This window comes from Streptomyces sp. NPDC101234 (assembly GCF_044767525.1).
In the GTDB taxonomy this organism is placed as follows: domain Bacteria; phylum Actinomycetota; class Actinomycetes; order Streptomycetales; family Streptomycetaceae; genus Streptomyces; species Streptomyces sasae.
Map to the genome: position 1 here is coordinate 213,933 of NZ_JBIWOA010000004.1, position 22,717 is coordinate 236,649.

The 22,717-nt window shown below is 70.1% G+C and carries 20 protein-coding genes; 19 read left to right on the top strand and 1 reads right to left on the bottom strand.

Features of this window, described 5'->3' with window-relative positions:
* The first annotated feature begins 2 nt into the window (after positions 1 to 2).
* The 13 genes from murF to ACIRR9_RS09580 all read left to right on the top strand — a co-directional run bounded on the left by murF (position 3) and on the right by ACIRR9_RS09580 (position 13,414).
* Positions 3 to 1,430, top strand: coding sequence for a UDP-N-acetylmuramoyl-tripeptide--D-alanyl-D-alanine ligase (gene murF / locus ACIRR9_RS09520; protein WP_403749320.1), 1,428 nt, complete (start codon positions 3 to 5; stop codon positions 1,428 to 1,430).
* Positions 1,430 to 2,500: a phospho-N-acetylmuramoyl-pentapeptide-transferase gene (mraY, locus tag ACIRR9_RS09525; protein WP_365336111.1), complete on the top strand. Its 1,071-nt coding sequence runs from the start codon at positions 1,430 to 1,432 to the stop codon at positions 2,498 to 2,500. The genes murF and mraY overlap by 1 nt, the downstream gene beginning before the upstream one ends.
* Positions 2,482 to 3,900 carry a UDP-N-acetylmuramoyl-L-alanine--D-glutamate ligase gene (murD, locus tag ACIRR9_RS09530; protein ID WP_365336007.1) on the top strand — a complete coding sequence of 473 codons (1,419 nt, stop codon included), beginning with the start codon at positions 2,482 to 2,484 and terminating at the stop codon, positions 3,898 to 3,900. Before mraY ends, murD begins: the two co-directional genes overlap by 19 nt.
* Before the next feature lie 66 nt (positions 3,901 to 3,966).
* Positions 3,967 to 5,322, top strand: coding sequence for a putative lipid II flippase FtsW (gene ftsW / locus ACIRR9_RS09535; protein ID WP_384574342.1), 1,356 nt, complete (start codon positions 3,967 to 3,969; stop codon positions 5,320 to 5,322).
* A gap of 6 nt (positions 5,323 to 5,328) precedes the next feature.
* Entirely contained in the window at positions 5,329 to 6,417 is a 1,089-nt protein-coding gene (murG, locus tag ACIRR9_RS09540; protein WP_123977893.1) for an undecaprenyldiphospho-muramoylpentapeptide beta-N-acetylglucosaminyltransferase, read from the top strand.
* Between the two features lie 29 nt (positions 6,418 to 6,446).
* Positions 6,447 to 7,241, top strand: a complete 795-nt coding sequence (locus ACIRR9_RS09545; protein WP_403749707.1) for a cell division protein FtsQ/DivIB — start codon at positions 6,447 to 6,449, stop codon at positions 7,239 to 7,241.
* Positions 7,242 to 7,520: 279 nt separating this feature from the next.
* A complete protein-coding gene (gene ftsZ / locus ACIRR9_RS09550; protein WP_365336005.1) occupies positions 7,521 to 8,717 on the top strand; it encodes a cell division protein FtsZ in 1,197 nt (398 codons plus the stop codon).
* A 10-nt stretch (positions 8,718 to 8,727) separates the two neighbouring features.
* Positions 8,728 to 9,456: a peptidoglycan editing factor PgeF gene (gene pgeF, locus ACIRR9_RS09555; RefSeq protein ID WP_403749324.1), complete on the top strand. Its 729-nt coding sequence runs from the start codon at positions 8,728 to 8,730 to the stop codon at positions 9,454 to 9,456.
* 6 nt (positions 9,457 to 9,462) lie between these two features.
* The gene (locus tag ACIRR9_RS09560; RefSeq protein ID WP_403749326.1) at positions 9,463 to 10,182 is read left to right on the top strand and encodes a YggS family pyridoxal phosphate-dependent enzyme; all 720 of its coding nucleotides are present in this window, start codon (positions 9,463 to 9,465) and stop codon (positions 10,180 to 10,182) included.
* Between the two features lie 126 nt (positions 10,183 to 10,308).
* Entirely contained in the window at positions 10,309 to 10,950 is a 642-nt protein-coding gene (locus ACIRR9_RS09565; RefSeq protein WP_123977897.1) for a cell division protein SepF, read from the top strand.
* Between the two features lie 50 nt (positions 10,951 to 11,000).
* On the top strand, positions 11,001 to 11,285 hold the full coding sequence (locus ACIRR9_RS09570; RefSeq protein ID WP_046729537.1) for a YggT family protein: 285 nt from the start codon (positions 11,001 to 11,003) through the stop codon (positions 11,283 to 11,285).
* Between the two features lie 56 nt (positions 11,286 to 11,341).
* Complete coding sequence (locus ACIRR9_RS09575; RefSeq protein WP_403749330.1) at positions 11,342 to 12,664, top strand: DivIVA domain-containing protein; 1,323 nt, start codon at positions 11,342 to 11,344, stop codon at positions 12,662 to 12,664.
* Between the two features lie 297 nt (positions 12,665 to 12,961).
* Complete coding sequence (locus ACIRR9_RS09580) at positions 12,962 to 13,414, top strand: hypothetical protein (RefSeq protein WP_403749333.1); 453 nt, start codon at positions 12,962 to 12,964, stop codon at positions 13,412 to 13,414.
* On the opposite strand, the gene ileS is transcribed toward ACIRR9_RS09580, so the two are convergent.
* Complete coding sequence (gene ileS, locus ACIRR9_RS09585) at positions 13,354 to 16,491, bottom strand: isoleucine--tRNA ligase (protein WP_403749335.1); 3,138 nt, start codon at positions 16,489 to 16,491, stop codon at positions 13,354 to 13,356. The two genes, ACIRR9_RS09580 and ileS, sit on opposite strands and share 61 nt — an antisense overlap.
* Positions 16,492 to 17,093: 602 nt before the next feature.
* On the opposite strand from ileS, the gene ACIRR9_RS09590 reads away from it, so the two are divergent.
* The 6 genes from ACIRR9_RS09590 to ACIRR9_RS09615 all read left to right on the top strand — a co-directional run bounded on the left by ACIRR9_RS09590 (position 17,094) and on the right by ACIRR9_RS09615 (position 22,714).
* On the top strand, positions 17,094 to 17,966 hold the full coding sequence (locus tag ACIRR9_RS09590) for a TraR/DksA family transcriptional regulator (protein WP_403749336.1): 873 nt from the start codon (positions 17,094 to 17,096) through the stop codon (positions 17,964 to 17,966).
* 68 nt (positions 17,967 to 18,034) lie between these two features.
* On the top strand, positions 18,035 to 18,643 hold the full coding sequence (gene lspA / locus ACIRR9_RS09595) for a signal peptidase II (protein WP_403749338.1): 609 nt from the start codon (positions 18,035 to 18,037) through the stop codon (positions 18,641 to 18,643).
* 71 nt (positions 18,644 to 18,714) lie between these two features.
* The gene (locus ACIRR9_RS09600) at positions 18,715 to 19,659 is read left to right on the top strand and encodes an RluA family pseudouridine synthase (protein ID WP_384574369.1); all 945 of its coding nucleotides are present in this window, start codon (positions 18,715 to 18,717) and stop codon (positions 19,657 to 19,659) included.
* Positions 19,656 to 20,126, top strand: a complete 471-nt coding sequence (locus ACIRR9_RS09605) for a GNAT family N-acetyltransferase (protein ID WP_403749340.1) — start codon at positions 19,656 to 19,658, stop codon at positions 20,124 to 20,126. Before ACIRR9_RS09600 ends, ACIRR9_RS09605 begins: the two co-directional genes overlap by 4 nt.
* Before the next feature lie 61 nt (positions 20,127 to 20,187).
* Positions 20,188 to 21,774 (top strand): Na+/H+ antiporter, encoded by a 1,587-nt coding sequence (locus tag ACIRR9_RS09610; protein WP_403749342.1) that lies wholly within the window; start codon positions 20,188 to 20,190, stop codon positions 21,772 to 21,774.
* 199 nt (positions 21,775 to 21,973) lie between these two features.
* The gene (locus tag ACIRR9_RS09615) at positions 21,974 to 22,714 is read left to right on the top strand and encodes an SDR family NAD(P)-dependent oxidoreductase (RefSeq protein ID WP_123977905.1); all 741 of its coding nucleotides are present in this window, start codon (positions 21,974 to 21,976) and stop codon (positions 22,712 to 22,714) included.
* Positions 22,715 to 22,717: the final 3 nt, after the last annotated feature.

The following is a 22,717-nucleotide window of genomic DNA, read 5'->3' on the forward strand; positions in this document are numbered from 1 at the left end:
TTGTGATCGCCCTCTCTCTCGCCGAGATCGCAGAAGTCGTCGGCGGGCAGACGCACGACATACCGGATCCGTCCGTCCAGGTCACCGGCGAAGTCGTCCGGGACTCCCGCGAGGCGGGGCCGGGCAGCCTGTTCGCCGCCTTCGTGGGCGAACGCGTGGACGGCCACGACTATGCCGCCCAGGTCGTCGGGCAGGGCGCGGTCGCCGTACTGGCGTCGCGCCCCGTCGGCGTGCCCGCGATCGTCGTGGACGATGTCCAGCGGGCCCTCGGCGCCCTCGCCCGCCATGTCGTACGACGGCTCGGCGCGACCCTGGTGGCCCTCACCGGCTCGGCCGGCAAGACCAGCACCAAGGACCTCATCGCGCAGGTGCTGCGGACCAAGGCGCCGACCGTGTTCACGCCCGGCTCGCTCAACAACGAGATCGGGCTGCCGCTGACCGCCCTGTCCGCCACCGAGGAGACGAAGTTCCTGGTGCTGGAGATGGGCGCGCGCGGCATCGGCCACATCCGCTACCTGACGGATCTGACGCCCCCGAGGATCGGCCTGGTCCTCAACGTCGGCACCGCCCACATCGGCGAGTTCGGCGGCCGTGAGCAGATCGCCCAGGCGAAGGGCGAGTTGGTGGAGGCGCTGCCCGCCGCCGAGGACGGCGGTACCGCGATCCTCAACGCCGACGACCCGTTGGTCCGGGCCATGGCCACCCGTACCAAGGCGAAGGTGATCCTTTTCGGAGAGTCGGCCGAAGCGGACGTACGGGCCGAGAACGTACGACTCACGGACACGGGACAGCCCGCGTTCAGCCTTCACACACCCTCCGGTGCAAGCGATGTGACCATGCGCCTGTACGGTGAGCACCACGTGTCGAACGCGCTCGCCGCGGCCGCCGTCGCCCATGAGCTGGGCATGTCCGCGGAAGAGATCGCCACCGCGCTCTCCGAGGCGGGCTCCCTCTCCCGCTGGCGTATGGAGGTCACCGAGCGCCCGGACGGCGTGACCATCGTCAACGACGCCTACAACGCCAACCCCGAGTCCATGCGGGCCGCACTGCGCGCGCTCGCGGCCATGGGCACAGCCGCACAGGCAAAGGGGGGACGCACGTGGGCGGTGCTCGGCAAGATGGCCGAGCTCGGGGACGAGGCGCTCGCCGAGCACGACGCGGTCGGACGGCTCGCCGTCCGGCTCAATGTCGGCAAGCTCGTCGCCGTCGGGGGAGTGGAAGCCTCCTGGCTGCAACTGGGCGCATATAACGAGGGTTCGTGGGGTGAGGAGTCGGTGCACGTGTCCGACGCACAGGCGGCGGTCGACCTGTTGCGCAGCGAGTTGCGCCCGGGGGATGTCGTCCTCGTGAAGGCGTCACGTTCGGTGGGGCTGGAGAGCGTTGCGCAGGCGCTCCTGGAGTCCGGTGCCGAGGGTGTTGATGCCCGATGATGAAGCAGATCCTCTTCTCGGGTGTCATCGGTCTCTTCCTGACGCTGATCGGCACCCCGCTGCTGATCAAGCTCCTCGCCCGCAAGGGCTACGGCCAGTACATCCGTGACGACGGCCCGCGCGAGCACGCCAGCAAGCGCGGTACGCCGACGATGGGCGGTATCGCCTTCATCCTGTCGACGGTCGCCGCCTACTTCCTGTCCAAGGTGATCACCGGTTACGCCCCGACCTACTCGGGCCTGCTGGTGCTCGGCCTGATGTGCGGGATGGGCCTGGTCGGCTTCCTGGACGACTACATCAAGATCGTCAAGCGTCGTTCGCTGGGCCTGCGGGCCAAGGCGAAGATGGCCGGCCAACTGATCGTCGGCATCTCCTTCGCGGTGCTCTCGCTGCAGTTCCCGGATGCCATCGGCAACACGCCGGCGTCCACCAAGCTGTCCTTCATCACGGACTTCGGCTGGACCATCGGCCCGGTGCTGTTCGTGGTCTGGGCGCTTTTCATGATCCTCGCGATGTCCAACGGCGTGAACCTGACGGACGGTCTGGACGGCCTGGCCACCGGCGCCTCCGTGCTCGTCTTCGGCGCCTACACGTTCATCGGCGTCTGGCAGTTCCAGGAGTCCTGCGCCAACGCGGTCACCCTGACCAACCCCAACGCCTGCTACACGGTCCGCGATCCGCTGGACCTCGCGGTCATCGCCTCCGCGCTGATGGGTTCCTGCCTCGGCTTCCTGTGGTGGAACACCTCGCCGGCCAAGATCTTCATGGGCGACACCGGCTCGCTCGCACTCGGCGGCGTCCTCACGGGCCTGGCGATCCTGTCCCGCACCGAGCTCCTCGTCGCCATCATGGGCGGTCTGTTCGTCCTCATCACCATGTCGGTCGTCATCCAGGTCGGCTCCTTCCGGCTCACCGGCAAGCGCGTCTTCCGGATGGCACCGCTCCAGCACCACTTCGAACTCAAGGGCTGGTCCGAGGTACTTGTGGTGGTCCGTTTCTGGATCATCCAGGGCATCTGTGTGATTGTCGGACTTGGGCTCTTCTATGCAGGATGGGCAGCGGCCAAGTGACCGACTGGCAGGGCAAACACGTCACCGTCGCCGGGCTCGGCGTCTCCGGTGTCCCGGCGGCCAGGGTGCTGCACGCGCGGGGCGCGGTCGTCACGGTCGTCAACGACGGCGACGACGCACGCGCGCGTGAGCAGGCCGCCGAGCTGGAGGCGCTGGGCGTCACGGTACGGCTCGGTGACGGTGCGACCCTGCCGGAGGGCACCGAGCTGATCGTCACCGCGCCCGGCTGGAAGCCGGACAAGCCGCTGTTCACGGCGGCCCGCGCGGCCGGCATCGAGATCTGGGGCGACGTCGAGCTGGCCTGGCGGCTGCGGGGGCCCGACGCGGCTCCGTGGCTGGCCGTCACCGGCACCAACGGCAAGACCACCACCGTCCAGATGCTGGCGTCGATCCTGAAGGCGGCGGGCCTGCGCACGGCCGCCGTCGGCAACATCGGTGTCTCCCTGCTCGACGCGGTCCTCGGGGACGAGGAGTACGACGTCCTGGCCGTGGAGCTGTCCAGCTACCAGCTGCACTGGGCGCCCTCGCTGCGCGCCCACTCGGCGGCCGTGCTGAACCTCGCCCCGGACCATCTCGACTGGCACGGCTCCATGGAGGCGTACGCCAAGGACAAGGGCCGTATCTACGAGGGCAACCGGGTCGCCTGCGTCTACAACGTCGCCGACAAGCTCACCGAGGACCTGGTCCGCGAGGCCGACGTCGAGGAGGGTTGCCGGGCGATCGGCTTCACCCTCGGCACCCCGGGCCCGTCCCAACTCGGTGTCGTGGACGGCATCCTGGTCGACCGCGCCTTCGTCGAGAACCGGCAGAAGAACGCCCAGGAGCTGGCCGAGGTCTCCGACGTCAACCCGCCGGCCCCGCACAACATCGCCAACGCCCTCGCCGCGGCGGCCCTCGCGCGCGCCTTCGGGGTGCCGCCCACGGCCGTACGGGACGGGCTGCGGAACTTCCGCCCGGACGCCCACCGCATCGCGCATGTCGCCGACGTGGACGGCGTTGCCTACATCGACGACTCCAAGGCCACCAACACCCATGCGGCGGAAGCCTCGTTGGCGTCATATGAGTCGATTGTATGGATTGCGGGCGGTCTGGCGAAGGGGGCGACCTTCGACGAGCTGGTCGCCAGGTCGGCAAAGCGACTTCGCGGGGTGGTGCTGATCGGTGCCGATCGCGCTCTCATCCGGGACGCCCTCGCGCGACACGCGCCGGAGGTACCCGTCGTCGACCTCGACCGGACCGACACTGGGGCGATGCTCGCGGCGGTCCAGGAGGCGCGACGGCTCGCCGTCGCCGGAGACACTGTGCTGTTGGCACCCGCCTGTGCCTCCATGGACATGTTCGCCAACTACAACAAGCGCGGTGACGCGTTCGCCCAGGCTGTTCGCGAACTCGGAGCCTGACCCGGCCGCCTGCCGGGCGACCATGGGAGGGACGCGTGGGACGGTCGACGTTCAGCGGAGGCGTTGATGCCCGGTAGCCGTACCGGCCGGCCGCCCGTACAGCGGGCGGTCCGCAGGCCCGCCGCTTCCCGCACGCCACCCGAGAATCCGCTGCGGCGGCTGCACGCCCGTGCCCACCGGGCCTGGGACCGGCCGCTGACCGCGTACTACCTGATCCTCGGCGGCAGCCTGCTGATCATCGTGCTGGGTCTGGTGATGGTCTACTCGGCCTCCCAGGTCACCGCGCTGCAGATGTCGCTGCCCGGCTCGTTCTTCTTCCGCAAACAGTTCCTCGCCGCCTCCATCGGCGGCGTGCTGATGCTCGTCGCGTCCCGTATGCCGGTGAAACTGCACCGGGCGCTCGCCTATCCGATCCTGGCCGGCGCCGTCTTCATGATGGCGTTGGTGCAGGTGCCGGGGATAGGCATGTCGGTCAACGGCAACCAGAACTGGATCTCCCTCGGCGGCTCGTTCCAGATCCAGCCCAGCGAGTTCGGCAAGCTCGCCCTGGTGCTGTGGAGCGCCGACCTGCTGGCCCGCAAACAGGAGAAGCGGCTGCTGACCCAGTGGAAGCACATGCTGGTGCCGCTCGTCCCGGTCACCTTCCTGCTGCTCGGCCTGATCATGCTCGGCGGCGACATGGGCACCGCCATCATCCTGACCGCGATCCTCTTCGGCCTGCTCTGGCTGGCCGGGGCGCCCACCCGGCTGTTCGCCGGCGTGCTGTCGATCGCCGGTGTGCTCGGTGTGATCCTCATCAAGACCAGCCCCAACCGGATGGCCCGGCTCGCCTGCATCGGCGCCACGGAGCCCAAGACCGGCGTCGCCGACTGCTGGCAGGCGGTCCACGGCATCTACGCGCTGGCCAGCGGCGGACTCTTCGGTTCAGGACTCGGTGCGAGTGTGGAAAAATGGGGCCAACTGCCAGAAGCCCACACCGACTTCATCTTCGCCGTCACCGGTGAGGAACTGGGCCTGGCGGGCACGCTGTCGGTACTGGCCCTCTTCGCGGCTCTAGGCTATGCGGGTATCCGCGTGGCCGGACGCACGGAGGACCCCTTCGTGAGGTACGCCGCGGGAGGTGTGATCACCTGGATCATCGCCCAGGCGGTGATCAACATCGGTGCGGTGCTCGGCCTGCTGCCGATCGCCGGTGTCCCCCTCCCGCTGTTCTCCTACGGGGGCTCCGCCCTGCTGCCGACCATGTTCGCGATCGGGCTGCTGATCGCCTTCGCACGCGACGATCCCGCCGCACGGGCGGCGCTTGCGATGCGGCAACCTCGCTTTGGTAGAAAGCGGGGAGCCGGGGGTCCTCGGGGACCTCGGAGATGGAACACGATGCGACGGCGCGCCCCGGTGGCGCGCCCGTCCGGAGAGCGGTGAATTTCGGTGCATGTCGTACTCGCTGGTGGGGGGACCGCCGGCCACATCGAGCCCGCGCTCGCCCTCGCGGACGCCCTGCGCAGGCAGGACCCCACCGTGGGGATCACGGCCCTGGGCACGGAACGCGGCCTGGAGACCACGCTCGTCCCGCAGCGGGGCTATGAGCTGGCGCTGATCCCGGCGGTGCCGCTGCCCCGCAGGCCCACCCCCGAGCTGATCACCGTCCCCGGCCGGCTGCGCGGCACCATCAAGGCCGCCGAGCAGATCCTGGAGCGCACCAAGGCGGACTGCGTCGCCGGCTTCGGCGGCTATGTCGCCCTGCCCGCGTACCTCGCCGCCAAGCGCCTCGGTGTGCCGATCGTGATCCACGAGGCCAACGCCCGCCCCGGCCTCGCCAACAAGATCGGCTCCCGGTACGCGGCCAGGGTCGCGGTCTCCACGCCCGACAGCAAGCTCCGCGACGCCCGCTACATCGGCATCCCGCTGCGCCGCTCCATCGCCACCCTGGACCGCGCCGCGGCCCGCCCCGAGGCCCGCCACCGCTTCGGCCTCGACCCCAACCTGCCCACGCTGCTCGTCTCCGGCGGCTCCCAGGGCGCCCGCCGCCTCAACGAGGTCATCCAGCAGGTCGCCCCCTGGATGCAGCAGGCCGGGATCCAGATCCTGCACGCGGTCGGCCCGAAGAACGAACTGCCGCAGGTGCACCAGATGCCGGGAATGCCCCCCTATATCCCGGTAAGTTACCTGGATCGGATGGACCTCGCGTACGCCGCGGCCGACATGATGCTCTGCCGCGCGGGTGCGATGACCGTCGCCGAACTCTCCGCCGTCGGACTCCCGGCCGCCTATGTCCCGCTGCCCATCGGCAACGGCGAACAGCGGCTGAACGCCCAGCCGGTGGTCAAGGCCGGGGGCGGCCTCCTGGTCGACGACGCGGAACTCACCCCGGAGTGGCTGCAGCAGAACGTCCTGCCCGTGCTCGCCGACCCTCACCGGCTGTACGAGATGTCCCGCGCGGCGAGCGAGTTCGGCCGTCGGGACGCCGACGACCTGCTCGTCGGCATGGTGTACGAGGCGATCGCCTCGAGCCGTTAGGACCGTATGACGAAAGGCAAGTGAGCAGCGTGGCCGGATCGACCACCGCCGAGCGCGGTGAACGCCAGCAGGAGTCGTCCGGCCCGCCGCTCCTCCGGCGGTGGAGGAACCGCCGCTTTCGCAGGTTCGTCGTTCTGGGTCTGGGGGTTGTCCTCCTGGGCTCCGGTTCCGTGTGGCTGCTGTACGGCTCCTCATGGCTGCGCGTGCGGCAGGTCTCCGTCTCCGGTACGGCCGTTCTGACGCCCGAGCAGGTCCTTGAGGCCGCCGACGTCCCGGTCGGCGCACCGATGGTCTCCGTCGACACCGGCGGCATCGAGGCCCGGCTGCGCCGGAAATTGCCCCGAATTGACGTGGTTGACGTCGCTCGTTCCTGGCCTCACGGAATCAGGCTGAAAGTGGTCGAGCGCACTCCGGTTCTGCTCATCGCAAAGGGTGGAAACTTCACCGAAGTGGACAAGAAAGGCGTCCGGTTCGCCACGGTTTCGCAGGCGCCGAAAGGTGCTCCGCTGCTGGAACTGTCGCTCGCGCGGTCCGGTTCGGCGACGGCGAGCCTGCGCCGTTTCGACACCGACCGGCTGGTGCGGGAAGCGGTCGACATCGCAGGTGACATTCCGGCCGCCGTCCGCCGGGAGACCCGGAGTCTCAAGGTCCGTTCCTACGACGACATCTCGCTGGTGCTGAGCGGCGGCCGTACCGTCGAGTGGGGCAGTTCCGAGAACGGTGCGGCCAAGGCCCGTACGCTCAGCGCTCTCCTGAAAGCCGCTTCCGGCGCCCGGCACTTCGACGTGAGTGTTCCCACCGCCCCTGCGTCATCGGCGAGTTGACGCACATCAGCGCAGGCCAGCACCCTGGTTGGGCACTGCTACGGCTGATCACATAGGGTGAAAAGAAAAACGGGAGGTTCGGCGTGTTCGTTGAACGGGCGCCACTTGTCGACTTAGTGTCCTGTTCAGAAGACTCCAGGGAACAGACACACTGGTAACCCTAAACTTCAGGGTTAGGGTTCGGGTCGGCGCTACGGACCGTCCCATTCGGCATCCGCCGTCCCCGCGCGGGGCACCGCACGTGGACGGCAACGTAATTCGAGGCGAGAGGCCTTCGACGTGGCAGCACCGCAGAACTACCTCGCAGTCATCAAGGTCATCGGTGTCGGCGGCGGTGGTGTCAATGCCATCAACCGGATGATCGAGGTCGGCCTCAAGGGCGTCGAGTTCATCGCCATCAACACCGACGCGCAGGCGCTGTTGATGAGCGACGCCGACGTCAAGCTCGACGTCGGCCGTGAACTCACCCGCGGACTCGGCGCCGGCGCCAACCCGGCCGTCGGCCGCAAGGCCGCCGAGGACCACCGCGAGGAGATCGAGGAGGTCCTCAAGGGGGCCGACATGGTCTTCGTGACGGCCGGCGAGGGTGGCGGCACCGGCACCGGCGGCGCGCCCGTCGTGGCCAACATCGCGCGCTCCCTCGGCGCCCTCACCATCGGCGTGGTCACCCGCCCCTTCACCTTCGAGGGCCGGCGCCGCGCCAACCAGGCCGAGGACGGCATCGCCGAACTCCGCGAAGAGGTCGACACCCTCATCGTCATCCCGAACGACCGGCTGCTGTCCATCTCGGACCGCCAGGTCTCGGTGCTCGACGCCTTCAAGTCGGCCGACCAGGTCCTGCTCTCCGGTGTCCAGGGCATCACCGACCTCATCACCACGCCCGGCCTCATCAACCTCGACTTCGCCGACGTCAAGTCGGTCATGTCCGAGGCCGGTTCGGCCCTCATGGGCATCGGCTCGGCCCGCGGCGACGACCGCGCGGTGGCCGCCGCCGAGATGGCGATCTCCTCGCCGCTCCTGGAGGCCTCCATCGACGGCGCCCGGGGCGTGCTGCTCTCCATCTCCGGCGGCTCCGACCTCGGCCTGTTCGAGATCAACGAGGCCGCCCAGCTGGTCAGCGAGGCCGCCCACCCCGAGGCCAACATCATCTTCGGCGCGGTCATCGACGACGCCCTCGGCGACGAGGTCCGCGTCACGGTCATCGCGGCCGGCTTCGACGGGGGCCAGCCCCCGGCCCGCCGGGACAACGTCCTCGGCGCGTCCTCGTCCCCTTCCCGTCGGGACGAGCCCGCTCCGGTGCGGCAGCAGCCCGAGCGCCCCTCCTTCGGCTCGCTCGGCAGCGTGACCCCCAAGGAGGACCCGGAGCCGGCCCCCGAGCCGGTCGCCGACATCCCGGTCGCCCCGCCGGTCCCGCCGTCGCGCACCTACACGGACAGCGCGGCCGAGGAACTGGACGTACCGGACTTCCTCAAGTGATCCTTCAGACGTGATAGGACAGCGCGAAACCGTGAGCGGCGCGCACTTCGCCTTCACCGACAGGTGGGGCGGGGTGAGCGCCGCTCCGTACGAGGAGCTCAACCTGGGCGGGGCGGTCGGCGACGACCCCGGCGTGGTACGGACCAACCGGGAGATCGCCGCCGAGTCGCTCGGCCTGGACCCCGGCAGGGTGGTCTGGATGAACCAGGTCCACTCCGCCGACGTGGTCGTCGTGGACGAGCCGTGGGGGGACCGGCCGGTTCCCGAGGTCGACGCGGTCGTCACCGCGCGTCAGGGGCTCGCCCTCGCCGTCCTCACCGCCGACTGCACGCCGGTCCTGCTCGCCGACCCGGTCGCCGGGGTCGTGGCCGCCGCCCACGCGGGCCGGCCCGGCATGATCGCCGGGGTCGTTCCCGCCGCCGTACGCGCCATGACGGAACTCGGCGCCGACCCGGCCAGGATCGTCGCCCGTACCGGACCGGCCGTCTGCGGGCGGTGCTACGAGGTGCCGGAGGCGATGCGCACCGAGGTGGCCGCCGTCGAGCCGGCGGCGCACGCCGAGACCAGCTGGGGCACTCCGGCGGTCGACGTCGGCGCCGGAGTGCACGCACAGCTGGCGCGCGCCGGGGTGCATGACCGGGCGCAGTCGCCGGTGTGCACGCTGGAGTCGAATGATCACTTCTCGTACCGTCGCGACCGCACCACCGGGCGGCTCGCGGGCTATGTGTGGCTGGACTGATAGGGCATGACGGACCGTAGGACCGAACTCGCCGCAAACCTGGCGAAAGTGGAGGAGCGCATCGCCGCCGCGTGTGCGGCGGCCGGGCGCAAGCGGGAGGAGGTGACCCTGATCGTGGTCACCAAGACCTACCCGGCGAGCGATGTGCGGATCCTTTCGGGGCTCGGTGTGCGCCATGTCGCCGAGAACCGGGACCAGGACGCGGCCCCCAAGGCTGCCGAATGTGTGGATCTGCCCCTCAGTTGGCATTTTGTCGGTCAATTGCAGACCAACAAAGTCCGATCCGTGGTGGGTTATGCGGATCTCGTGCAGTCCGTCGACCGTTCCAAGCTCGTCGAGGCGCTGTCGAAGGAGGCGGTGCGGGCCGGGCGTGAGGTGGGGTGCCTCCTTCAGGTGGCGCTCGACGCGGGTGCGAGCGGAAGAGGGGAGCGCGGCGGTGTGGCACCGGGCGGAATCGAAGAGTTGGCCGACCTCGTCGCCGGATCGCCGGGGCTCCGGCTCGACGGACTGATGACCGTCGCTCCGCTCACCGGGGAGTACGCAGGGCGCCAACGTGCGGCGTTCGGGCGGTTGATGGATTTGTCGACCGGCCTGCGCCGAGCTCATCCGGCTGCGAACATGGTCTCCGCAGGGATGAGTGCGGACCTCGAGGAGGCAGTGGCGGCCGGGGCGACACATGTACGCGTCGGCACCGCGGTACTCGGAGTCCGCCCCAGGCTCGGGTAACGTCGCCAGGAAGTCGGACCACAGCAGAAAATATGGTCAATGCGGCCCAGGGTGGGCGCAACGGCCACGTGGATCGCGGGACTTGGCAGTCGTCACGGATCCACCACAGAGCGGAGGACTCAGAGCATGGCCGGCGCGATGCGCAAGATGGCGGTCTACCTCGGCCTCGTGGAGGACGATGGGTACGACGGCCGCGGATTCGATCCCGACGACGACTTCGAGCCCGAACTGGACCCGGAGCCCGAACGGGACCACCGACGGCACGAGCCGTCCCACCAGTCCCACGGTGCACACCAGTCCCAAAGGGACGATTCGGTACGAGTGGTGCAGCCGTCTACACCTCGCGAACCGGTGTCGCATTCCGCGGCGCTACCGGCGGAATCGGGACGCCCGGCGCGCATCGCTCCCGTGGCGTCCATCACACAAGAACGCGCAAGCCTGGAGAAGAACGCACCGGTGATCATGCCCAAGGTCGTGTCGGAACGAGAGCCTTACCGGATCACCACGCTTCACCCCCGGACCTACAACGAGGCCCGTACCATCGGGGAACACTTCCGTGAGGGCACCCCGGTGATCATGAATCTGACTGAGATGGATGACACAGACGCGAAGCGACTTGTCGACTTTGCGGCCGGTTTGGTGTTTGGTCTTCACGGCAGCATCGAGCGGGTGACGCAGAAGGTGTTCCTGTTGTCGCCTGCTAACGTCGATGTCACGGCGGAGGACAAGGCCCGCATCGCAGAGGGCGGGTTCTTCAACCAGAGCTGAGACGCAACACCGGTACCAGGCACGGAACAGGGGAGAGGGAAGCACGGATCATGAGCGTGTTCCTGGATGTGATCTACATCGCGCTGATGTGCTTCCTCATCGTGCTCATCTTCCGGTTGGTCATGGACTACGTGTTCCAGTTCGCCCGCTCATGGCAACCCGGCAAGGCGATGGTGGTCGTACTTGAGGCCACCTACACTGTCACCGATCCACCGCTCAAGCTTCTGCGGCGGTTCATTCCGCCGCTGCGTCTCGGGGGCGTGGCGCTCGACCTGTCCTTCTTCGTACTGATGATCATCGTCTACATCCTGATCGCGATCGTTGGTCGGCTGTGATGAGCGATGTGACCTACCGTCTTGCCGAACGCCGACGACTACGTTGAGGTGAAGAGATGCCGTTGACCCCCGAGGACGTGCGGAACAAGCAGTTCACGACCGTCCGCCTCCGAGAAGGCTATGACGAGGACGAGGTCGATGCCTTCCTCGATGAGGTCGAAGCCGAGCTGACCCGCCTGCTCCGCGAGAACGAGGACCTGCGCGCCAAGCTGGCCGCGGCCACGCGTGCTGCTGCCCAGAACCAGCAGAACATGCGCAAGCCTCCGGAGCCGCAGGACCAGCAGGGCGGCATGCCTCAGCAGGGCGGCATGCCGCAGCAAGGGGGAATGCCGCAGCAGGGTGGTATGCCGCAGCAAGGCGGTATGCCTCAGCAGGGCATGCGAGGTCCCGGCGCTCCGGTGCCCGCCGGCATATCGGGCCCGCCGCAGCAGCAGATGGGTGGCCCCATGGGTGGTCCCCCGCAGCTGCCGAGCGGCGCCCCGCAGCTGCCGGCCGGTCCCAGTGGCCAGGGCGGTCCGCAGGGTCCCGGCCCGATGGGCCAGGGTCCGATGGGCCAGGGTCCGATGGGTCCCGGTCCGATGGGCCAGGGTCCGATGGGCCAGGGTCCGATGCAGGGCATGGGCCAGGGTCCCGGTCCGATGGGTCAGGGCATGGGTCCGGGCACCATGGGCGGTCAGCCCCCCATGCAGCAGCAGATGGGTGGCCCGATGGGCGGCCCCATGGGTGGTCCGATGGGCGGTCCCATGGGCGGCCCCGGTCAGGGTCCCGGTGGCGACAGCGCCGCGCGTGTCCTCTCGCTGGCCCAGCAGACCGCCGACCAGGCGATCGCCGAGGCCCGCTCCGAGGCCAACAAGATCGTCGGCGAGGCCCGCAGCCGCGCCGAGGGTCTGGAGCGTGACGCCCGTGCCAAGGCCGACGCGCTGGAGCGGGACGCGCAGGAGAAGCACCGCGTCGCCATGGGCTCCCTGGAGTCCGCGCGCGCCACGCTGGAGCGCAAGGTCGAGGACCTGCGCGGCTTCGAGCGCGAGTACCGCACGCGTCTGAAGTCGTACCTCGAGTCCCAGCTGCGTCAGCTGGAGACCCAGGCCGACGACTCCCTGGCGCCGCCGCGCACCCCGGTCGCCGCGTCCCTCCCGCCGTCCCCGGCGCCCTCCATGGCACCGGCCGGCGCGAGCGCCCCGTCCTACGGAGGCAACCCGTCGATGGGCGGTCCGTCCATGGGCGGCCCGTCCCCCGCTGCCCCGTCCTACGGCGGCCAGCAGCAGATGACGCCGGCGATGACCCAGCCGATGGCACCGGTACGCCCGCAGGGCCCCTCTCCGATGGGCCAGGCGCCGTCCCCGATGCGCGGCTTCCTCATCGACGAGGACGACAACTGACGGCCGCGCAGAGTAGTACGCCGTAGTCGTCGGCAGCGTTCAACAGGGCGGGGCCCCGGATTTCGATCCGGGGCCCCGCCCTGTTTATGCGTGTTGACGGCTTTGGCGGTCTTGACAGTGCCGGCGCGGGCCGCTGTAGCGCGCGCGGCATGGGCGAGCAGGGGGACGCGGGGCGCCGGGTGGTCGACCTGGAGACACAGCTGTTCCGTGACGAGCCGGCCGTCGGGATCCGTACCCGGCTGACGGCGGCCGGACTGCCGGTGCAGGCCGAGTACCTGCCCGTCGAGGTCGGCACGGGTGTCCGTAGTCGACGTCGACTACGGGGACGACCCGGAGGGCGGTGTCCACGTGGGGTGGAATCCCGGGCCGGTGATCCGGATCGGATTCCACCGGGGCGACGTCGACGCCGAGCAGAACACCCGGATCCTGCATCACATGATCGCCGTCCATGAGGCGATGCGGCAGGCGATCACGGCGATCCTCACGGCCGGCGGGTTCACCTTCGCGGACCGCCCCAGGAAGGACGTGCTCCGGCCGCTGTTCATCGTCAAGGGCCCACGCAGACCACTGCTGGAGGCGCTGGGCCTGGACACCGCGCGGGCGGCCCGGACACTGCCGCCGACCGACTGGGGCGACAACGAGGGCCCGGCCCCCCGGGAATGGGGAGACCGGGCCCTCGGACGCCGCGCCTACGCCTTGCGGAGACGGAAGGTGAGGGACAGGCCCTCGTCGGTGAACGGCTCGCCGTAGGCGCCGTCGCCTTCACCCTGTGCGAAGTCGGTCGCCAGCACCTCGTCGGCGATCAGCTCCGTGTGCTCCGCGAGCGCCGCGATCACCGCCGGGTCCGTCGACACCCACCGCAGCGCGATCCGATCGGCCACGTCCAGCCCGCTGTTCTTGCGCGCCTCCTGGATCAGCCGGATCGCGTCCCGGGCGAGGCCCGCCTGCCGCAGCTCCTCGGTGATCTCCAGGTCGAGCGCGACGGTCGCACCGGAGTCCGACGCCACCGACCAGCCCTCGCGAGGCGTCTCCGTGATGATCACCTCGTCCGGCGCGAGCGTCACGGTCTCGCCGTCGACCTCCACCGTCGCCGTGCCCTCGCGCAGCGCCAGCGACAGCGCGGCCGCGTCCGCCGCGGCGACCGCCTTCGCCACGTCCTGCACCCGCTTGCCGAAGCGCTTGCCCAGCGTCCGGAAGTTCGCCTTGGCCGTGGTGTCCACCAGCGAACCGCCCACCTCGGACAGCGACGCCAGCGAGGAGACGTTCAGCTCGTCGGTGATCTGCGCGTGCAGCTCCCGGTCGAGCGCGTCGAAGCCGACCGCCGCGACCAGCGCCCGGGACAGCGGCTGCCGCGTCTTGACACCCGACTCCGCGCGCGTGGCACGGCCGAGCTCCACGAGCCGCCGTACCAGCACCATCTGCTTGGACAGCTCCGGGTCGATCGCGGACAGGTCCGCCTCCGGCCAGGACGACAGGTGCACCGACTCCGGCGCGCCCGGGGTCACCGGCACCACCAGGTCCTGCCACACCCGCTCGGTGATGAACGGGGTCAGCGGGGCCATCAGCCGGGTGACGGTCTCCACGACCTCGTGCAGCGTGCGCAGCGCGGCCTTGTCGCCCTGCCAGAAGCGGCGGCGCGAACGGCGGACGTACCAGTTGGACAGGTCGTCGACGAACGCGGACAGCAGCTTGCCGGCCCGCTGGGTGTCGTAGGCCTCCAGGGACTGCGTCACCTGGTCGGTGAGCGCGTGCAGCTCCGAGAGCAGCCAGCGGTCCAGGACCGGGCGGTCGGCCGGGGCCGGGTCCGCCGCGGACGGCGCCCAGTTCGACGTACGGGCGTACAGCGCCTGGAAGGCGACCGTGTTCCAGTACGTCAGCAGCGTCTTGCGGACGACCTCCTGGATCGTGCCGTGGCCGACCCGGCGGGCCGCCCACGGTGAGCCGCCAGCCGCCATGAACCAGCGCACCGCGTCCGCGCCGTGCCGGTCCATCAGCGGGATCGGCTCCAGGGTGTTGCCCAGGTGCTTGGACATCTTGCGGCCGTCCTCGGCGAGGATGTGGCCGAGGCAGACCACGTTCTCGTACGAGGACCTGTCGAAGACCAGCGTGCCGACCGCCATCAACGTGTAGAACCAGCCACGGGTCTGGTCGATGGCCTCGGAGATGAACTGCGCCGGGTAACGGCTCTCGAACAGCTCCTTGTTCTTGTGCGGGTAGCCCCACTGCGCGAACGGCATCGAACCCGAGTCGTACCAGGCGTCGATGACCTCCGGCACGCGCGTGGCGGTCTTCTCGCACTGGGGGCACGCGAAGGTGACGGCGTCGATGAACGGGCGGTGCGGGTCCAGGCCCGACTGGTCGGTGCCCGTCAGCTCGGTCAGCTCCGCGCGGGAGCCGACCACGGTGAGGTGGTCGTCCTCGCAGCGCCAGATCGGCAGCGGGGTGCCCCAGTAGCGGTTGCGGGACAGCGCCCAGTCGATGTTGTTGTTCAGCCAGTCCCCGTACCGGCCGTGCTTGACCGTGTCCGGGAACCAGTTCGTCTTCTCGTTCTCTTCGAGGAGGCGGTCCTTGATCGCCGTCGTACGGATGTACCAGGACGGCTGCGCGTAGTAGAGCAGCGCGGTGTGGCAGCGCCAGCAGTGCGGGTAGCTGTGCTCGTACGGCAGGTGCTTGAAGAGCAGGCCGCGCTGGTTCAGGTCCTCGGTGAGCCTTTCGTCGGCCTTCTTGAAGAAGACGCCGCCTACAAGCGGGACGTTCTCCTCGAAGGTGCCGTCCGGGCGGACCGGGTTGACCACCGGCAGGCCGTAGGCGCGGCAGACCTTGAGGTCGTCCTCACCGAAGGCGGGGGACTGGTGGACCAGGCCCGTACCGTCCTCGGTCGTGACGTATTCGGCGTTGACGACGTAATGCGCCGGTTCCGGGAACTCAACCAGCTCGAACGGACGTTGATAGGTCCAGCGCTCCATCTCGGCGCCGGTGAAGGTCTGGCCCGTGGTCTCCCAGCCCTCGCCGAGTGCCTTGGCGACCAGCGGCTCGGCGACGACCAGCTTCTCCTCGCCGTCGGTGGCGACGACGTAGGTGACCTCCGGGTGCGCGGCGACCGCCGTGTTGGACACCAGGGTCCAGGGGGTCGTCGTCCACACCAGGAGCGCGGCCTGGCCGGCGAGCGGACCGGAGGTGAGCGGGAAACGGACGTACACGGAGGGGTCGACGACCGTCTCGTAGCCCTGCGCCAGCTCGTGGTCGGACAGACCGGTGCCGCAGCGCGGACACCAGGGGGCGACGCGGTGGTCCTGGACCAGCAGCCCCTTGTCGAAGATCTCCTTCAGCGACCACCAGACCGACTCGATGTACGCGGGGTCCATGGTCACGTAGGCGTCGTCCAGGTCGACCCAGTAGCCCATGCGGGTCGTCAGCGCGGAGAACGCGTCGGTGTGGCGCAGCACGGACTCACGGCACTTGGCGTTGAACTCGGCGATGCCGTACGCCTCGATCTCCGGCTTGCCGCTGAAGCCCAGCTCCTTCTCGACCGCGAGCTCCACGGGCAGGCCGTGGCAGTCCCAGCCGGCCTTGCGGCCGACGTGGTAGCCGCGCATGGTGCGGAAGCGCGGGAAGACGTCCTTGAAGACGCGCGCCTCGATGTGGTGGGCGCCGGGCATGCCGTTGGCGGTGGGCGGGCCCTCGTAGAACACCCACTCCGGGCGGCCCTCGGACTGCTCCAGGGTCTTGGCGAAGATCTTCTGCTCGCGCCAGAAGTCGAGCACGGCGTGCTCGAGGGCGGGCAGGTCGACCTGTGCGGGCACCTGGCGGTACGTCGGCGCTGTCATCTGCGAGCTTCCTCCAACGGACTTGCTGCCTTCCGTCGGAGGGACGAGAGCTTTGCCTTGCGTACGCCGTGTGCGGCGCGCTCCCGCGGTACCACCCTCCTTGGCCCCCCGGGCGCCGTACGCGCCGGTGAGCCCCCTCATTGGGGTCGCGAAGCCGGCTCTACTCGCCGCCGCCTTTCGGCTGCGGCTTTCTTCCGGCGGCTCCGGGGTGATCTTCACATCGCGCTCGCCCCCGGGCTTCCACCGTCCCCGGGTCGCTCTGGGCTGCGTACGCCGCTACTCGTCCCCATCCACGCTTCTCGCTCCGCCCAGTGTACGGCTCCGCACGGACAGCGGCCGACCCGTTTTCCGGGCCCCGGCCGCGTTCGGTCGTCCAGCTGCCGAGATGACCCGAATGGCGTGGTACGCGTGTTCGCATCCTGGGATGTCCGGCTCGGCGGATTACCGCGCGGGGAGCTGGGCACAACGCATGCATACCTGCTGCGTGGGGGGTGCGGGGCAGGCGGATCGGGCGGCGTGCCCCGTTGCCGCGGGACTTGAGTCGATTTATCGTCCCAGCACGATTCGCGTGCAAGATCACAATATGTGAAGGGGCCGCGGCCATGGTGGCGAAGAAGACCGCCGTACAGCAGTCGGCGTCCGGCCGGTCCAGGGGCGCGGCTGCCTCCGGCGGCGACACCAAGGGGGACGGCGGAAGGAAGAACGCGCACGCGAGAGCGGCGGCCGCCGCCGAGAAAACACCAGGTGAGAAGGGTGCCACCAAGAAGGCGGCGGCAAAGAGGACGCCGGTGAAGAAGGCGGCCGAGAAGAAGACGGCGGAGCCGAGGGCGACGGAGCCGAAGGCGAGCGCGGCACCGGGGGACGCCGTGGAGAAGCCGGGGAAGAACGCGTCCAGGGCCGTGGCGACGAAGACCGCGGCGGCGAAGAGCACGGCCAAGAAGAGCACGGCCAAGAAAGCGGGCGCGGCGCGGGCCGCGAAGCAGACGGGAGCCACGACAGTGGTTGCGAAGAAGACTCCTGGCACGGCCACGGCGGCGGAGAGCGCCGTCCCCAAGGCACGGGTCGCCACGGCGGCTCCGGGCGAGCTCGCGGTGCGTCCCGGCGAGGACCCGTGGACGCCCGAGGAGGTCGAGGAGGCGCGCACGGAGCTGACGGCCGAGACGATGCGGCTGCGCACCGAGATCGAGACCTCCGAGAGCGCCCTGGCCGGCCTGATGCGGGACTCCGGGGACGGCGCCGGCGACGACGATGCCGACACCGGCACCAAGAACATCACCCGGGAGCACGAACTGGCGCTGGCCGCCAACGCGCGCGAGATGCTCGAACAGACCGAACGCGCCCTGGGGAAGCTGGACGCGGGCACCTACGGCCTCTGCGAGAACTGCGGCAACGCCATCGGCAAGGCCCGGATGCAGGCCTTCCCGAGGGCGACGCTGTGCGTCGAGTGCAAGCAGAAGCAGGAACGCCGCTACTGAGCACCGGGGCCGCACGGGGCGTGCCGTAGTCTCGTCCTCAGTCAGGCACCTAAGGTTGAGGGACTCACGTGGCAGAGGCGGAGCGCATCATCGGTACGCCGGGCACCCCGGACGACGGCGGCGAGCGGACGGCGACGCCCGGCGCGTCCGGTGCGGATCAGCAGCCGGTCCAGGACCAGCGGCGGCCCGGGCGCGGCCGCCGGATCGCCGTGCTGTTCGCGGTGGCCGCCTTCGCGTACGCCCTCGACCTGGTCAGCAAGATGATCGTGGTCGCGAAACTGGAGCACCACGCGCCGATCCAGGTCATCGGCGACTGGCTGGAGTTCCACGCGATCCGCAACCCGGGTGCGGCCTTCGGCTTCGGCGGCGCCTTCACGATCATCTTCACGCTGATCGCGGCCGCCGTCATCGTCGTGATCTTCCGCCTGGCCCGCAAGCTCTACAGCTTCCCCTGGGCGGTCGCCCTCGGCCTGCTGCTCGGCGGCGCGCTCGGCAACCTCACCGACCGGATCTTCCGCTCGCCGGGGATCTTCGAGGGCCAGGTCGTCGACTTCATCGCGCCCAAGGGCTTCGCGGTGTTCAACCTGGCCGACTCGGCGATCGTCTGCGGCGGCATCCTGATCGTGCTGCTCTCCTTCCGCGGCCTGGACCCGGACGGGACCGTCCACAAGGACTGAGAGAGCCGATGGGGCCGCGGGCCCAGGGGCTTGCGTACGGGGCTGTCGGCGGTGTCCGGCATACTCGACGGGTGAGCACGATTCCCGAGATCCGTACCCTGCCCGTGCCCGACGGCCTGGAGGGCGAGCGCGTCGACGCCGCCATCTCCCGCATGTTCGGCTTCTCCCGCACCAAGGCGGCCGAGCTGGCCGCGGCGGGCAAGGTCCAGGTGGACGGCTCGGTGGTCGGCAAGTCCGAGCGGGTGCGCGGCGGTGCCTGGCTGGAGGTCGAGATGCCGGGGGCGCCCGCGCCCGTGCAGATCGTCGCGGAGCCCGTCGAGGGCATGGAGATCGTGCACGACGACGATGACGTGGTCGTGATCGTCAAGCCGGTCGGCGTGGCCGCGCACCCCTCCCCGGGCTGGACCGGCCCCACCGTCATCGGCGGTCTGGCGGCCGCCGGCTACCGGATCTCCACCTCCGGCGCCGCCGAGCGCCAGGGCATCGTGCACCGCCTCGACGTCGGCACCTCCGGCCTGATGGTGGTCGCCAAGTCGGAGCGGGCGTACACGTCGCTGAAGCGCCAGTTCAAGGAGCGCACGGTCGACAAGCGCTACCACACGCTCGTGCAGGGCCACCCCGACCCGACCAGCGGCACCATCGACGCCCCGATCGGCCGCCACCCGCAGCACGACTACAAGTGGGCGGTCACGGCCGACGGCAAGCCCTCGGTGACCCACTACGACCTCATCGAAGCGTTCCGCGCGGCCTCCCTGCTCGACGTGAAGCTGGAGACCGGCCGCACCCACCAGATCCGCGTCCACATGGCCGCGCACCGCCACCCCTGCGTCGGCGACCTCACCTACGGCGCCGACCCGACGCTCGCCAAGCGGCTGCACCTGACCCGCCAGTGGCTGCACGCGGTCCGCCTCGGCTTCGAGCACCCGGGGGACGGCGAGTGGGTCGAGTTCGCCAGCGACTACCCGGCCGACCTGCAGAAGGCTCTCGACCAGGTCCGCGAGGAGACCTACGGATGAGCACCCGCGCGTACGACGTACGGGTCGCCGAGGACCCCGCCGACCTGGCGGCGTGCTTCGCGGTCCGCAAGCAGGTCTTCGTCGTCGAACAGGGCGTCCCCGAGGACCTGGAGTACGACGTGTACGACGCCACGGCCCTGCATGTGCTGGCGGTCCGTGAGGACGGCGAACCGCTCGGCACCGGCCGGCTGCTGTACGGCGAGACGGCCGCGGAGAAGACCGGCGGCGACCTGTCTCTCGGCTCCCTGGGCCGGCTCGCGGTCTCCCCTCAGGCCCGCGGTCTGGGCGTCGGCGTCGCCCTGGTCCGGGCGATCGAGGACGCCGCACGCGCGCGTGGCCTGACCGCCGTGGACCTGCACGCGCAGACCCACGCCCTGGGCTTCTACGAGCGGCTGGGCTACGAGCCGTACGGCCCGGAGTACGAGGAGGCGGACATCCCGCACCGGGCGATGCGGCGCGCACTCTGACGGATGTCGCATGGCAGGCTTGAGACCTGCTGTGTGATCGTCGACTCCCGGAGCGCTGGCCGTGGATCAGTTGGCCCTGTTGTTCGTGCTGCTGCTCGGGGCCCTGGTGAGCGTCCCGATCGGGGACCGGTTCGGACTGCCCGCGCCCGTGCTGATGACACTGTTCGGGATCGCCCTCGCGGTGGCCGACTTCGTACCCGACGTGAACATCCCGCCCGAGCTGATCCTGCCCGGTCTGCTGCCGCCGCTGCTCTACGCCGCCGTACGGCGGACCTCCTGGCGCCAGTTCGCGGCCAACAAACGGCCGATCTTCCTGCTCGCCGTCGCCCTGGTGTTCGTCACCACCGTGTGTGTGGCCGTGGTCGCCAACGCGATCGTGCCCGGGCTGTCGATCGCGGCGGCCGTCGCGCTGGGCGCGCTGGTCGCCCCGCCCGACCCGGTCGCCGCGACCGCCGTCGCCGGCCAGCTCGGGCTGCCCCGCCGGCTGGTGTCCATCCTGGAGGGCGAGGGTCTCTTCAACGACGTCACGGCCATCGTGCTCTACCACGTGGCGATCGCCGCCGTGGTCAGCGGTACGTTCTCGCCGTGGCGGGCCGGGCTGGACTTCCTGCTGTCCGCCGTGGTCGCGGTCCTCGTGGGGCTGGTGCTCGGCTGGGGCGCCAACAAGCTGATGGACGTGCTCGGCGACGCGACCCTCCAGATCGGCCTGACCCTGCTCGTCCCGTACGTCTCCTACGTCGTCGCCGAGGAACTGCACGGCTCCGGGGTGCTCGCGGTGCTCACCACCGCGCTGTTCATCGCCGAGTACGCCACCGACGCCGACGACGTGATGACCCGGCTGGCCGGCTACACCTTCTGGGACATCGTCGACACGCTCGTCACCGGCGTCGCGTTCGGGCTGATCGGCCTGGAGCTGCACAACGCGATCCGTACGGCGTCCGGCCGCTGGGGCGAGCTGCTCGGCTGGGCGGCCGCGGTCGTGGGCGTGGTCGTGGTGGTACGGCTGCTCTGGCTGCTGCCGGCGACCTGGCTGACCAAACGCCTGCACGCGATGCGGGACTACGACGAGGAGATCCCGACCAGCTGGCGGGAGACCGTGGTGATGTGGTGGTCGGGGATGCGCGGGGTGGCGTCGGTGGCGCTGGCCCTGGCGATTCCCCTGCGGACCGACGCCGGGTCGGCCTTCCCGGACCGTGACGAGATCGTCTTCATCGCCTTCGGCGTGATCATGGCGACGCTGGTGCTCCAGGGGCTGACCCTGCCGTGGCTGGTGAAGCGGCTGGGGGTGCGGGCCGACATTGAGCGGGAGGCGGAGTTCGAGAAGGAGCTGGCGGTGCGGGCGGCGAAGGCGGCACGGCGGCGGCTGAAGGAGATCGAGCAGGTCGAGGAGTTGCCGGAGGACCTCACCGAGCAGATGCTGCGGCGGGCCTTCGAGATCGGGTTCCGGATCAGTCCCGACGTGGCGGAGGACGAGCGGCGGGAGGGGCACGAGAAGCGGATGCGGCGGCTGAAGAGGGTGCGGCGGATCCAGTCGGAGATGCTGAGCGCTGCGCGCCACGAGGTGCTGGCGGCGCGCAGCGAGCCGGGGGCGGACCCGGAGATCGTGGACCGGGTGCTGCGGCATCTGGACGTACGCAGCCTGCGCTGAGCGCTCCGCCGGAAGTGCCGTGATGTGCCGCCGGTCGACCGCGGCACCGTCGTGGCCGCTCGCGCAGTTCCTCCCCGGTCTTCGGCCGGGGGTACCCCCAGCGCCCCTTCGGGGGCGCTGTACAGCGGCAGTAATACAAGTACATGGCGGCTGTGGACAGTCACAGGCGCCGACGGCTTCTCGATCGTAGTCTCGGATCATGGCTCGGAATATTGTGATCAGTGGTGGAGGAACAGGGATCGGGCTCGCCGCGGCGCGGGTGTTCGCCGCCGACGGGGACCAGGTGGTGCTGCTCGGGCGGCGGAGAGAGGTGCTGGAGAAGGCCGGGGTCCCCGGAGCGGTCGTGCATGCCGCCGATCTGGCGGAGCCGGCCGGCGTGCGGGGTGTGGCCCGGTTCGTCGCCGAGGAGATCGGGACCGTGGATGTGCTGATCCACAGTGCCGGAGGGAACGCGGCCCTCGCGCCCGACGCGGACGCCGGTGACCCGCTCGACGCCGTCGCGCGCACCTGGACCGGGAACTTCCGGCAGAACACGCTGACCGCCGTCCTGCTCACGGAGGCGCTGAAGGACCGGCTCGCGGACCCCGGCGGACGGGTGCTGTTCCTCAGTTCGATCGCGGCGTTCAGAGGTTCCGGGACCGGGTCCTACGCAGCCGCCAAGGCCGCCCTGCATCCGTACGCCCACGACCTGGCCCGGGAGCTGGGGCCGCGCGGGGTCACCGTGAACGTCGTCGCGCCGGGGTATGTCGAGGACACCGAGTTCTTCGGCGGGCCGGTGGCGGAGTCACGGCGCGAGCGGCTCGTCGCGGAGACGTCGACCGGGCGGGCCGGGACACCCGGTGACGTCGCCGCCACCCTGCACTGGCTGGCGTCCCCGGCCGCCGGACACATCACCTCGCAGATCGTCCAGGTCAACGGCGGCGCCGAGCGCGGCCACTGAGGT

Excerpts from the sequence above, each read along its gene's own strand:
- ACIRR9_RS09605 (WP_403749340.1), top strand. The coding sequence starts at position 19,656 with ATGAGCACCCGCGCGTACGACGTACGGGTCGCCGAGGACCCCGCCGAC.
- ACIRR9_RS09560 (WP_403749326.1), top strand. The coding sequence starts at position 9,463 with ATGACGGACCGTAGGACCGAACTCGCCGCAAACCTGGCGAAAGTGGAG.
- mraY (WP_365336111.1), top strand. The coding sequence starts at position 1,430 with ATGAAGCAGATCCTCTTCTCGGGTGTCATCGGTCTCTTCCTGACGCTG.
- ACIRR9_RS09590 (WP_403749336.1), top strand. The coding sequence starts at position 17,094 with ATGGTGGCGAAGAAGACCGCCGTACAGCAGTCGGCGTCCGGCCGGTCC.
- ACIRR9_RS09565 (WP_123977897.1), top strand. The coding sequence starts at position 10,309 with ATGGCCGGCGCGATGCGCAAGATGGCGGTCTACCTCGGCCTCGTGGAG.
- ftsW (WP_384574342.1), top strand. The coding sequence starts at position 3,967 with ATGCCCGGTAGCCGTACCGGCCGGCCGCCCGTACAGCGGGCGGTCCGC.
- murD (WP_365336007.1), top strand. The coding sequence starts at position 2,482 with ATGGGCAGCGGCCAAGTGACCGACTGGCAGGGCAAACACGTCACCGTC.
- ileS (WP_403749335.1), bottom strand. The coding sequence starts at position 16,491 with ATGACAGCGCCGACGTACCGCCAGGTGCCCGCACAGGTCGACCTGCCC.
- ACIRR9_RS09570 (WP_046729537.1), top strand. The coding sequence starts at position 11,001 with ATGAGCGTGTTCCTGGATGTGATCTACATCGCGCTGATGTGCTTCCTC.
- ACIRR9_RS09615 (WP_123977905.1), top strand. The coding sequence starts at position 21,974 with ATGGCTCGGAATATTGTGATCAGTGGTGGAGGAACAGGGATCGGGCTC.
- ACIRR9_RS09575 (WP_403749330.1), top strand. The coding sequence starts at position 11,342 with ATGCCGTTGACCCCCGAGGACGTGCGGAACAAGCAGTTCACGACCGTC.